The organism is Ruegeria sp. CDSB086, from assembly GCF_059611065.1.
This window is the reverse complement of sequence record NZ_JBXWOV010000005.1, coordinates 47,444-60,034: the sequence shown is the minus strand read 5'-3', so window position 1 is coordinate 60,034 and position 12,591 is coordinate 47,444. Positions and strand designations below refer to the sequence as shown.

Annotated in this window: 11 protein-coding genes; 4 read left to right on the top strand and 7 right to left on the bottom strand. The window is 55.9% G+C overall.

What is annotated here, in order from left to right:
• Positions 1–11: 11 nt before the first annotated feature.
• Entirely contained in the window at positions 12–1,592 is a 1,581-nt protein-coding gene (locus AC2FIO_RS11520; RefSeq protein ID WP_496697721.1) for an FMN-binding glutamate synthase family protein, read from the bottom strand.
• A gap of 216 nt (positions 1,593–1,808) precedes the next feature.
• On the opposite strand from AC2FIO_RS11520, the gene AC2FIO_RS11515 reads away from it, so the two are divergent.
• Positions 1,809–2,216, top strand: a complete 408-nt coding sequence (locus tag AC2FIO_RS11515) for a fluoride efflux transporter FluC (RefSeq protein WP_261307899.1) — start codon at positions 1,809–1,811, stop codon at positions 2,214–2,216.
• Positions 2,213–2,575: a fluoride efflux transporter FluC gene (locus tag AC2FIO_RS11510; RefSeq protein ID WP_282169458.1), complete on the top strand. Its 363-nt coding sequence runs from the start codon at positions 2,213–2,215 to the stop codon at positions 2,573–2,575. Before AC2FIO_RS11515 ends, AC2FIO_RS11510 begins: the two co-directional genes overlap by 4 nt.
• On the opposite strand, the gene AC2FIO_RS11505 is transcribed toward AC2FIO_RS11510, so the two are convergent.
• The 6 genes from AC2FIO_RS11505 to AC2FIO_RS11480 are packed head-to-tail and all read right to left on the bottom strand — an operon-like array spanning position 2,572 to position 9,103.
• Positions 2,572–4,095 (bottom strand): DHA2 family efflux MFS transporter permease subunit, encoded by a 1,524-nt coding sequence (locus tag AC2FIO_RS11505; RefSeq protein WP_496697718.1) that lies wholly within the window; start codon positions 4,093–4,095, stop codon positions 2,572–2,574. The genes AC2FIO_RS11510 and AC2FIO_RS11505 overlap by 4 nt on opposite strands.
• Positions 4,092–5,072: an HlyD family secretion protein gene (locus AC2FIO_RS11500; protein ID WP_496697716.1), complete on the bottom strand. Its 981-nt coding sequence runs from the start codon at positions 5,070–5,072 to the stop codon at positions 4,092–4,094. The genes AC2FIO_RS11505 and AC2FIO_RS11500 overlap by 4 nt, the downstream gene beginning before the upstream one ends.
• A 33-nt stretch (positions 5,073–5,105) precedes the next feature.
• Complete coding sequence (locus tag AC2FIO_RS11495) at positions 5,106–5,432, bottom strand: cytochrome o ubiquinol oxidase subunit IV (RefSeq protein WP_058277205.1); 327 nt, start codon at positions 5,430–5,432, stop codon at positions 5,106–5,108.
• The gene (locus AC2FIO_RS11490) at positions 5,425–6,057 is read right to left on the bottom strand and encodes a cytochrome c oxidase subunit 3 (protein ID WP_282119480.1); all 633 of its coding nucleotides are present in this window, start codon (positions 6,055–6,057) and stop codon (positions 5,425–5,427) included. The genes AC2FIO_RS11495 and AC2FIO_RS11490 overlap by 8 nt, the downstream gene beginning before the upstream one ends.
• A complete protein-coding gene (locus AC2FIO_RS11485; RefSeq protein WP_496697713.1) occupies positions 6,054–8,144 on the bottom strand; it encodes a cbb3-type cytochrome c oxidase subunit I in 2,091 nt (696 codons plus the stop codon). Before AC2FIO_RS11485 ends, AC2FIO_RS11490 begins: the two co-directional genes overlap by 4 nt.
• Positions 8,141–9,103, bottom strand: a complete 963-nt coding sequence (locus tag AC2FIO_RS11480) for a cytochrome ubiquinol oxidase subunit II (RefSeq protein WP_496697711.1) — start codon at positions 9,101–9,103, stop codon at positions 8,141–8,143. Before AC2FIO_RS11480 ends, AC2FIO_RS11485 begins: the two co-directional genes overlap by 4 nt.
• A 187-nt stretch (positions 9,104–9,290) precedes the next feature.
• On the opposite strand from AC2FIO_RS11480, the gene AC2FIO_RS11475 reads away from it, so the two are divergent.
• The gene (locus tag AC2FIO_RS11475; RefSeq protein WP_496697710.1) at positions 9,291–10,526 is read left to right on the top strand and encodes a lytic murein transglycosylase; all 1,236 of its coding nucleotides are present in this window, start codon (positions 9,291–9,293) and stop codon (positions 10,524–10,526) included.
• A gap of 404 nt (positions 10,527–10,930) precedes the next feature.
• Positions 10,931–12,559 carry a peptide ABC transporter substrate-binding protein gene (locus AC2FIO_RS11470; protein ID WP_496697709.1) on the top strand — a complete coding sequence of 543 codons (1,629 nt, stop codon included), beginning with the start codon at positions 10,931–10,933 and terminating at the stop codon, positions 12,557–12,559.
• Positions 12,560–12,591: the final 32 nt, after the last annotated feature.

The window sequence follows — 12,591 nt, the reverse complement described above, 5'->3', positions numbered from 1 at the left end:
CTCCAAAAAAATTAAAAGCGATCCGCCGAGGCAAGTTTCCAATCGGCCGCGTAGTCGGACGGTATTGTGTCTGTCAGCAAAACGCCCTCGTCGATAAGGGTATAGAGTTCGGCATAAGACCGTTCCCGCTCGTCTGCCGTACGGCGGCGGATATCTACCGGGTGAAGCTCGGACACCTTGTCTTTGCCCATAGCGCCCAAAAGTTCGCGGAAGCTTTCCAAGGTCGCATCGTGAAAGCGGTGTACGCGCTGGCGTTTTTGGGGAACATTGACCGCCCTGCCCCGTATCGGGTCCTGAGTGGCAACGCCGGACGGGCAGCGGTTGGTGTTGCAATGCAACGCCTGAATACACCCCACGGCAAACATCATCGCGCGTGCCGCGTTGCACATGTCGGCCCCCAGCGCGAATTTCTCGACCATGTCGTAGCCGGTGGCTACCTTGCCTGAGCAGATGATCCGGATCTTGTCGCGTAAACCCACACCACGCAGGCAGTTGTTGACGAAAATCAGCGCCTCGTTCAGCGGCATGCCCAACCGGTTGGTGAATTCGACCGGGGCAGCACCGGTACCGCCTTCGGCACCGTCAATTGTGATGAAGTCCGGCAGGATTTCTGTTTCCAGCATCGCCTTGCAAATCGCCATAAACTCGGACGGTCTACCAATACACAGCTTGAACCCGATTGGTTTGCCGCCAGACATTTCCCGCAGATGCTGCACAAAATGCATCAGACCGGTTGGACCTTCAAAAGCAGAGTGAGTGGGCGGAGATATCACGTCCTGATGTTCGGGCACGCCGCGAATTTCGGCAATTTCCTGATCCACTTTTGCGGCAGGCAGCACCCCGCCATGCGAGGGTTTGGCCCCCTGCGACAGCTTGATTTCAATCGCTTTGACAACGTCCTTTTTTGCCTTTTCGGCAAACAGGTCCTTGTCAAAACCACCCTCGGGCGTGCGGCAGCCGAAATAGCCTGTTCCGATCTGCCAAATGATGTCGCCACCCTCGGCCAGATGGTGCGGGGACAGGCCGCCCTCACCCGTGTTATGCGCAAATCCGCCGTCCTTGGCGCCGCCGTTCAGTGCCCGGATCGCATTGGCGCTGAGCGCCCCAAAGCTCATGGCGGAGACGTTCAGCCGCGACGCACTGTATGGCTGCGTGCATTGCGGGCCACCCAGCATGATCCGTTCTTCGCTTTCATCCACATGCTTGGGCGCAAGCGAGTGGTTAGCACGATGATATCCGACTGACAGGACGTCGTATTGCGTACCAAAGGCCTGCGTATCCACCTGTCCTTTGGCCCGCGAGTAGACAAGTGATCGTACGATCCTATTGAAAGGGCGGCCGCTTTCGTTGGTTTCCACAAAATACTGCCGGATTTCCGGGCTGACGAACTCCAGCATATACCGGAAATGCCCCAGGACCGGATAGTTGTTCAGCACGTTGTGTTTGGTCGTCAGCATGTCGTAAAGGCCGATCACGGCATATGGAATGAGCACCACCAGCAACCAATGGGCGGGCGGCCAGAAAAAACCCCACAACAGGGTCAGCGGCAGACACACATATGCAATGAAGTAATAGAGTCTGCGTACAATCATTCGTGCTCTCCCAGGGTCGCGTGCTTGCCAGCCTGCTGCAGCAGGCGAGGTGTTCGCCAAACGTGGGGCAAATCGCTGTTAGATTGCAAGCGATTGTGCCCGCCTTCACGCAATCGGGCGAAGATGTGAAATGCGGCGCGGACAGTGGTCACGGTTGATCCGGGCAACATCAGCTATTATGCCCGAGGAAACGGGATAGGGGCAGGACAGCAGGCTGTGACACAAAAACGAACGCATGTTCGGACCACGGCATTGATGTTCGGAGCCGTGTTCATTGGTGGCGCAGTTGGGTCGCTGCTGCGCGAGTTGTTCTCGGTGAGCATACCGCATGCCGGATTTCTGACGCAGACCTTTGGCATCAATATCGTGGCCTGCTTCATACTGGGATGGCTGTATTCGGTGCGAAACCGCGTCCATGCCCATGTGCTGCATCTTGGCGCTGTCGGCTTTTGTGGTGGCCTGTCGACCTTTTCCTCTTTTGTTTCCGAATTGGAGCGGTTGGCATTGTCTAACATCTGGGTTGCGGCTTCGGCCGCCGCGTTGGAAATCGCGGCGGGACTGGCAGCCGCCATTTTGGGTGAGGCTATCGGAAGGCGCTTTCATCCGCCGAGGGCGACTGAATGAGCGAATTGTTCCTGCACGCGATGTTCGGGTTAGGCGGTGGTTTAGGGGCTGTTTTGCGCCACTGGATCGCTCTGCGAATTGTTCATGACCTGCCGTTTTCGACCCTGATTGTAAACGTTCTGGGTAGTCTGCTGCTGGGGTTGTGGATCGGCTATCTTGGCGGATCAATAGAGATGGGCGAAGAACAAAAACGCCTGGTCTTTGGTTTTTGCGGCGGCTTCACGACGTTTTCCAGCTTTGCCTATCAGTCGCTGGAACTTAGACGCGAACGGACCGTGGCGCTGGCGGCGGGCAATATATTGCTCAGCCTGGGTCTTTGCTGGGCGGCGCTGGCATTTGGCTTTTTCCTGATGCGTTAATGTGCAGGCACTGACGCCTGCGTTCCAGGTTTAGGTGCTTTGCAAAAGAACAGCAGCGGAATGGTCGCCAAGGCCAAAAGCCCTAGATTGTTGAAGACGGCCAGATATGAAATCAGTTCAGCCTGCTGAGCAATTTCCTGTCCCAGAATAGCTGCCCCCTGCGCACTGTCTGGCGTCAGGTTCAGTGGCGCAAGATAGGCTTGGGCGGCGGGGTTATAGGGCGTCACGTTTTGGCTGAGAACTGCCGTGTTTGTTTGAAGACCCCGAACGACCCAAGTTCCGACCAAGGAAATTCCGACTGATGATCCAAGCTGACGGGTCACATTGAACAGGCCGGATGCCTCGTCCTGCCGCAACTTGGAGATGCTTTCAAACGCCAATATCGACATTGGTACAAACACGAGGCCCATCCCCAGACCGCTTACCGCCCCTGGCCAGGCAAGCTCCCAAAATCCAGCATCCATGTTGAGCGCCCCCATCATGAAATTGCTGACAGCCGTCAAAAGCATACCCAGCCCGGCCAGAACACGCGGATCGAAACGCGTAACCAGAACAGCGCCGGTCAGGACCATCGACAGCCCGGCGGCGACCCCTCGCGGGATAAAAAGATGGCCCGATGTGATGACTGGATAGTCCAGCAAGTTCTGAACGAAAGTCGGCAGGATCGCGATACCTCCGAACAGGGAAATGGCAAATCCGGCGATAACCAGATTGCACAGCGCGAAATTGCGATCCGCGAAAAACCGCAAATCGACAACCGGCTTTTCCGTGGTCAGCACATGGATGATAAACCCAACCGCGCCCAAAACCGAAGCGATGAGGGCAACCTGAATGACCCGTGATGACAACCAGTCCTTGGTCTCTCCCTGATCCAGAACAAATTGCAGGCAGCCTATGCCAATGGCCAGAAGAGCAAGGCCTTTCCAATCGATGCGAACCTCTTCGGTTTCGTCATCCGGCAACTCTCCGGCCAACAAAAGCAACGCCATCGCGGCTACCGGCAGGTTCACGAAAAACACCATTCGCCAAGAGAAATACTCGGTCAGGATCGCCCCAACTGTGGGCCCCAACACCGGTGCTACGACGACTCCCAAACCGAAGACCGCCATCGCCTGCCCACGTTTTTCACGGGGATAGGCGTCGAAGAGAATGGATTGGGACAACGGGATCAGAAACGCCCCGAACATGCCTTGGGCCAGGCGAAAGGCTACAATGGTTTCAAGGCTCCAGGACAGGCCACACATGACCGACATCGTCGCGAACCCGGTCACAGCGGTCAGGATCAGACGTCGACGGCCGACACGGCGGGCGACAAAGCCCGTCAGTGGCATGACCACAACGGCCGACACAATATAACTGGTCAGTATCCACGTGGCCTGATCGGTTGTTGCCCCGAATGCCGCCTGAATATGGGGCAGCGCGACATTGACGATTGTACTGTCGAGCACCTCAAGAATAGCGCTGAGGACAACAGCAACCACAATCACCGGATTGATGTGGCCTGCTGCCGGGGATGTCATTTTTGGGCCTGCGGTGTGGTATCCACGGTCACCTTGCTACTGCCACCCACCCGCAATGGGGCATCCGTAGGATCAAGTTCAACCCGTACCGGAAAGCGCCGCGTGACCTTGACCCAATTCCCGCTGGCGTTCTCGGATGGCAACAGCGAGAACGTATCCCCCGACCCCCGTCCGATTGACGCAACTTTGCCCGTCAGGGTGACGCCCGGCATCATGTCGATCTTTACCGTGACCTGCTGACCCGGACGAATGCGCGGCAGTGATGTCTCTTTGAAATTGGCGTCCACCCACCAATCAGACGACTCAACGATCGAAAACTGCGGCGCGTTAGCTGAAACCGACGATCCAGGCCTGAGGGTCAGGTTGGCGATCCACCCATCTGCCGACGCAAAGATCTTGGTCCAATTTTGATTGGCCTGCGCAATTTCCACTTGGGCGCGCGATGACAGTATATCGTCCTGTTTGGCCGCCAAACCACTTTGCAAGGCCAACAGGGCGGATTGGCTTGTGGTAAGTTGCGCCGCGGCGCGCGCAAATTCCGAACTGGTCTGATCCAGGGACGCCTGCGCCAGATCACCGTCTGAAAACAGCGCCTTAGCACGTTCCAGATTACTCTGAGCCGTATTGTAGGCCGACTGCGTGCTGTCGACCACCGCTTGTGCGGCCGCGATTTGTGTACTGTAAGACTGCGCCTGCTGCACCGCGCTGTCGAGGTTGGCCTTGGCTTGATCAACCGAAGCTTTGAATTGCGTATCGTCGATCGTGAACAGCAAGTCCCCGGTTTTGACCGGCTGGTTCTCAATCACAAGCACTTCGGCAACCTGACCGGTGACCTGTGGCGCCACGTAGATGATGTTCGCCCCCACATAGGCGTCATCGGTCGAAGGGTATCGTTCCTGATGGCGCCAGTACAACAGCAGCCCGATGGCAATTGCGCCCAAGATGACCACCGCGCCAACGACCTTAACAGATTTCATGAACCAGCCCCCTTCATTTGGCTTGGCCGAACGTCACATTGGAAACGTGTGCATCCGAACCGCCAGATTACCCATGATCCAAACAGTTCCAAGAATGATGATCAGCAGCACCATCGTGGAAAACAGGATAAGGTCCAGATCTTCGCGGCTGCTGCGACGTCGATCGATGTGCAGGAAATAAACCAGCTGTACGATCAGCTGAGCCAATCCGAGCAGGCTGATTGCAAGGTAAACGCCCTTTGTCTCAATGCCGAAACGGTAAGCGATTCCAAATACTGCAAAGGTCAACAATAACGACCCACCATAACCGATTACATAGCGACGACGCTCGCGGCGATGCATTTCGCTGCGCTTATCCATAGGTCAGCCCTCCGAAATAAACGATAGTGATGATGCCAATCCAGATCAGGTCCAGAAAGTGCCAGAACAGCGCCAGCCGTACCACGCGAGACATCAGCAAATCGGTAAGGCCAAAAATTCGTAGCTGAATACCCAGCACGATCAACCAAATGCACCCGGCCGTGACGTGCAGACCGTGCAAAGGCACCAACCCATAGTATGCTGACAAAAACCCACTGCGCTGTGGGATACCCCCCTTTTCGGCCATCGACATGAAGTCGCGCATTTCCAGAACCAAGAAACTGAGACCAAGAACCAGTGTCACGAAGAACCAGAATACGATCCGCCACCGCGGAAGGTTGTATTTGAGCGCAAGCATCGCCAGACCCACTGTAAGACTGCTGGTCAAAAGGATCAGCGTCTGGGCAAAGATGCTTTTCAGGTCGAACAATTCGTGCGGCCCGGGTCCGCCTGCCTGTGCGTCGATCATTGTGATGTAGATCGCGAACATCAGCCCGAAATAGACTAGGTCGCTCATCAAAAAGACCCAGAACCCGAAGGTAACGACTTCGCTTGCCTTGTCGGCACTTGCGTGCCGCCGTCCAAGGTTCAGGCCGGGATAGCTGTGGGTGGGCGCGCGTTTCATGTCACGGCCTCCAGATCAGGGCGGGCCAATCCGCGATTTTCCGGGGCAGTTTCGTGATCACGGTCAACGGGCGTAGAATTGTGAACCAGATCCAACCAGGCTTCGTGCTGCTTACGCACGTCGTCTGCCGGAATGACCCGCTCTGTTTCGGCCTTGAACGTCCATGCGATAAAGGTCGCGAGCATAAAGATTGTCATCAGCGCCGCCAGCCACCAGATCCACCAGACCAGCGCAAACATCCAAACCCCGCTGAGTACGCAGAGACTGAACCCAATTCCAGTGTTCAGCGGAACCGAGATATCCTCATAGGCATCAGGCGACGGATACGCGTTTCCACGCTCTTTCGCGGCAGCAAAATCGTCACGATCGGTCACGTGGGGGATGATGGCAAAATTGTAGGAAGGCGGCGGGGCCGGGATCGACCATTCCAACGTATGCGCATCCCACGGATCACCGACCGGAACGCGTGCCTTTTCCCGATCACGGATACTAACCCACAGTTGTACGATCACCGACAGCAAAGCCGCCAATATGATCAGCGCGCCGACGACGGCGACGATCATGTACGGGTGGAAGCTCGGGTCCTGCCAACTGAATGACCTGCGTGGCATTCCCATCAGACCGACGAAATACAGCGGCAGGAATGTCAGCATGAACCCGACGGTCCACAACGCAACCGAGACGCGGCCCCAGAATTCGTTCAGGCGGAACCCGAAAGCTTTGGGGAACCAATAGTTGTATCCGGCAAGCAATCCGAACAGCACACCCGGCAACAGGACATTGTGGAAGTGGGCGACAAGAAATAGCGTGTTGTGGACCTGATAGTCCACTGTTGGGTTGGCAAGGATCACACCGGAAAGCCCGCCGATGACAAATAGCATCAAGAAAGATAACCCGTAGAGCATCGGCACCGAAAACCGGATGCGCCCGCGGAACAGGGTAGCCATCCAGTCATAGACCTTCACGCCGGTCGGGATAGCGATCAGCATTGTCGCGATGCCAAACACGGCATTGATCAGCGCGCTTTGACCCATGGTGAAGAAGTGGTGCAGCCAGACAGTGAATGACAACACCGCAATCGACATGGTGGCGATAACCAGCGAGTTGTAGCCATACAGGCGCTTGGCCGAGAATGTTGCGAAGACCTCAGAGTAGATACCGTAGGCCGGCAGAACCAGCAAATAGACTTCGGGATGACCAAACAGCCAGAACATATTGGCATAGTTCATCATGTTGCCGCCAAGGTCGTTGGTGAAAAAATGAAAGTCCAGATACCGGTCCGCTGCCAGCATCAGGGCGGCAACGCCCAGAGGCGGCATGGCAAAGACAATCAGGATCGAGCTACAGATAATTGTCCAGCAATACATCGGTAGCCGCATGAATTTCATGCCAGGTGCGCGCAACTTATAGATCGTGACAGCAAAATTGATGCCCGTCAGTGTTGTTCCGACACCAGAGACGACGATCGCCCAGATCCAGTAGTCCGGACCGACACCGGGGTTGAACGCCGCACCGGTATATGGCGGATATGCCGTCCAGCCGCCGGTCGAAAACTCGCCCACCACCAACGATACCATCAGCATCATTCCGGCTGAGACGGTCAGACCAAGGCTGATCTGATTCATCACGGGAAAGGCCACATCGCGCGCACCGATCATCAGCGGGATCAGGAAATTCGCCAGACCAAACACAAACGGAACGGCGACAAAGAAGATCATGATCGTGCCATGGGTACTAAAAAGCTCGGCGAAATGCTCGGCCTCAAGAAATCCATCGCCCGGACCGGCCGCCTGCTGCGCCCGCATTACCACGCCTTCCAAAACGCCGCGCGCAAGCATGACGATTGCAAAGACGATGTACATGATGCCGATCTTCTTGTGATCCGCACTGGTTAACCAATCGCGCCACAATAGTCCCCAAAGGCGAAACCACGTTAATGATCCAACGACGACGATGACACCGACGATCACTATCGCAGCGGCAGTGTTGGCGACAATCTCGTTCGTGTTGGGATTCTGAATAAGCCCTGTAATCGGAAACGCGTCCCAATTCAGGCGGCCGAAGAAGCCAGAACCATTGGTGGTCATTGCTGCGCCTCCTGCCCGAATTCTACCGTCCCTGGCTGCTGGTCGGCGGTCAGAGCATTGTTGCCGTGATACCGATGCACAATTGAATGAAACAGGTTGCTGTCCTCCAGCGTGAAATACAACGCGTTATCTGGCATTTGCGCGGTTCCCAACGCGGCTTGCACCTCGTCCCGGTCCGTCCGCATGGCCAAAATGCGATAGGTCTCGTCATTCAGCGCAATGCCGTTACTGCGCACCTTGTCGACCCATTCGTTGAATTCCTCGACGGACATGGCAACGGTTTGGAACTTCTGTTTGGTGAACCCGCGCCCGTTATACTGGGTGTTTTCGCCCTGCATTGTTGCAGCCACATCCGACACAACATGCAATTCCGTAGTCATACCGGGCATTGCATAAATCTGGCCTGCCAAAGCAGGGATCATGAAGGACTGCATCACAGTATCGGTCGTCAGTGTCATTGCGACCTGCTGTTTGACGGGGATGCCAAGCTCTCCGACGCTGGCGATGCCAAGATCGGGGTAGATGAACAACCATTTCCAATCCAATCCGACGACCTGAACGTTCAGCGCGGGCATTTCGCCAAAGCGATCCGAATATGGGTCCAATCGGTGGGTCGCCTTCCACAGATAGAAAGATAGCAGCACGACAATCAGAACCGGCACGCCCCACATAACGAACTCCAACGGACCGGAGAAATCCCACTTGGGCCGGTACATGGCTCCGCCTTCTTTGCGCCGCCGATACCGAAAGGCAATCAGCGGCACCAGAACAAGAACCGGAACAACCGCCAACAGGATCAGGACAGTTGCGCGGAAAAGATGCACTTTTTGGACAGCGGCAATCGGACCTTGTGGGTCCATGAAACTGTCACTTGCACCGGCAGCTTGCGCCGTAGCAGAGAGAGCCGCAGCGACAATCACAACCTGCATCGCCTTTGGTGACATTCGGAATAGGGCCACGCCTGATTGTCCTCCTAAAGCAATCTCTCGCGCCAACTATCGGCAGACAAATGAAATTTCTCAAGGCTTTTTCCCAAATAGGTCGGTGCTCGGCCGCCGACCCTGATCAACGGTGGAAATAGGCGCAGACAAAACCACGGGAAAACCGCTGTTGACTTGCGGCTTTGACCAAGCCAGACCTTAAGCGATGCGATGGATCATGTTCGTCCTGGGTCTTTGGTGCCTGTCCACAAGTGCAACCGCGCAAGATCGTGCTGCGGTTGAAAGACAATTCCAGTCTTGGCTGCAAGACACCATCTGGCCAAAGGCCAGAGCCAAGGGTGTTTCCAGGCGCACGATGCAACAGGCCTTTGACGGTGTGACGCTGAACTGGGAATTGCCGGATCTGGTGCCTCCGGGGCAACCGATCAAAACCCCGAAATGGCAAAAACAGGCTGAATTTGGCTCCCCGGGTCGATACTTCAACGCGGGCTCCGTTCAGGGCGCGACATCCGTCGGGCGGCAGATGGCCCGGCGACACGCCGCAACCTTGGCGCGCGTCGAGGCCGAAACAGGCGTGCCCGCCCGCATCATTCTGGCCATCTGGGGTCGTGAGAGCGGCTATGGGCAAGTTCCCATTCGACACGACACCTTCCAGGTGCTGGGCACCAAAGGGTTCATGAGTACCCGCGCTGACTATTTTACCAAAGAGCTGATCGCGGCGCTGCAAATCGCCGAAGCGGGCGATGCACCGCCGGGCACAATGAAAAGCAGCTGGGCGGGCGCTTTGGGCCAACCGCAATTCATGCCCTCCAATTTCCTGACCTATGCGGCCGACGGGAACGCGGACGGGAAAGCTGACATTTGGACCTCAGCCGAAGATACAATTGCCTCTATCGGGAACTATCTGGCGCAGCATAGCTGGAGGGCCGGGCGCGATTGGGGGTTCGAAGTCGTTGTTCCTGACACCATATCCTGCGCGCTGGAAGGTCCTGACCAAGGCAGACCCATTCGGGACTGGGCCGCAATGGGAATTGCGCGCGTGTCAGGCAAGCCGTTTCCAAAACATGAACTGGCCGGAGATGGGTATTTGATGATGCCCGCCGGGCGGAACGGCCCTGCCTTTGTCGTCACGCCGAACTTCTATGTCCTCAAGGAATACAACAAAAGCGATCTGTATGCCTTGTTCGTTGGACACGTCGGAGACCGCATTCAATATGGCGTTGGCAATTTTTCTGGTCGCTGGGGCAAGATCGACGCCATGTACCGATCCGATATCGCTGCCATGCAGCGCACACTGGAACAACAAGGGCACGACGTCGGAGGGGCGGATGGCCTACCCGGGTTCAAAACCCGTCGTTCGATCGGACGCTGGCAAGAATCGATCGGCCAAGCTCCTACCTGCTTTCCTGATGCGGGAATGAAGGCCAGCCTGAAACAGTAGCGATTCGCCCTGATCCAGATACCCCTCAGCTGTTTGACCCGACGGAAACAACCAAACGAAAATCGGCACCCTTCACGAAAATGTCACGAAGCCTCCGAGTTTCAACATAAAATTTCCACTGCACCCCCGTTTCCATTCACATTCCACCTCTGGTTGCCCAATTTTAAGGCAAAGGCTTTAACCTTTTTTGAAATAATGCCACGTTCGACATCAGTGAAAGGCGACTTTTGCAAACACGTTCCCGACTGCAAACCGAAAGACTGCGACGCGGTGTTCATTGCGATCTGAAAAAGCAAAATTCGAACCAGTCCCGGTCTCTTTCTGGGTCGGACAAACATGGTGGCCCTCAGCCATCCTGAAGGGATGCGCGTGGGTTGCTTAATAAAAAACGGGAGTTGAAAAACATGAACAAGTATATTTGTACATCTCTTGCGGGGCTGTTGACCTCTACCATGATAACCGGTGCTGCATTTGCCGCCGGAACCCATCCGACTACCGGCGAAGCGTTGGCGGATGACCAGACCTTTACCTATCGTATTCTGGACGAACACAGCTCGGTTGACCCTCAAGTTGTTGAGGATGTTTCCGGCGCCGAGATCGTGCGTGACCTGTTCGAAGGCCTGATGAACCAGGACGAAGACGGCAATCTGGTCCCCGGTGTTGCCACCGGTTACACCACCAACGACTCTAAAGACGTTTACACCTTTACCCTGCGCGACGATGCGAAATGGTCGAATGGTGATCCGGTAACCGCCGGCGATTTTGTTTTCGCCTGGAAACGTGCCGTCGATCCCGCCCTTTCCTCGCCCTATGCATGGTTCATGGAACTGATGTCGATCGAGAACGCATCTGAAATCATCGCAGGTGACAAATCGGTTGACGACTTGGGCGTTAAAGCCATCGACGACCACACGCTTGAAGTGACGCTCAGCGCACCGCTGCCGTACTTCCCGCAAATGACCACACACTCGACCACTTTCCCTGCCCCGCAGAAAGTTGTCGAAGAGTTTGGCGACGCCTGGACCAAGCCTGAAAACATCGTATCGAACGGTGCATACGTCCTGACCGAGCACCTGCCGCAGGAACGTTCGGTTCGTGAGCGGAACGAAAACTACTGGGACAACGACAACACGATCATCGAAAAAGTCGTGGCACTGGTCATCAACGACGAAAACGTCGCGCTGACCCGTTACCTGGCGGGTGAGCTGGACCGCACAGAAGTTCCCGCAGGTCAGTTCCCGCGCTTGCAAAAAGAGCATCCGGAAGAAGCAATCAGCTTCCCGCGCCTGTGTAACTATTATTACACGTTCAACCTGTCCGATGGTGGCCCCGAAGCCTTCAAGGATCCGAACGTACGTCAGGCGCTGTCCCTGGCAGTTGATCGTAAGATCATCACCGAGAACATCATGGCAGGTGGGCAGCCGCAGGCTTATACCTTTGCCCCGGCAGCAACCGCTGGCTTTGACGTTCCAGACGTAGAAATGGCGTCCATGTCGCAGGCCGAGCGCGACGAACTGGCCAAGGAACTGCTAGCCGCAGCTGGTTATGGTCCCGACAACCCGCTGAGCTTTGAGATGGTTTACAACACCTCGGAAGCGCACAAGAAAGTTGCCGTGGCCCTGAGCCAGATGTGGAAGCAAAAGCTGGGCGTCAATGCCGAACTGGCCAACATGGAATGGAAGATCTTCCTGGAGGAGCGTGGCAACCAGAACTTCGATATGGCACGCGGCGCATGGTGTGGCGACTATAACGAAGCCTCGACCTTCCTCGATCTGCTACAGTCGGATTCCGGCTATAACGACGGCAAGTACAACAACGCCCGCGTTGATGAACTGCTGTCCGAAGCCAAAACCTCTGACGATGCCGCTCCTCTCTACACCGAGGTCGAGCGTATCATCGCGCAAGAGACGCCCGTTATCCCTATCTATCACTATGCTGGCGTCTACATGATGGACAGCGATGTCGGTAACTGGCCGGTCAAAAACGTAGAGCAGAACTGGTATTCCAAGAACCTCTACAAAACCGCCGAATAATCTTCCTTAGACCAAGCTTTGCCCCGGAGTTC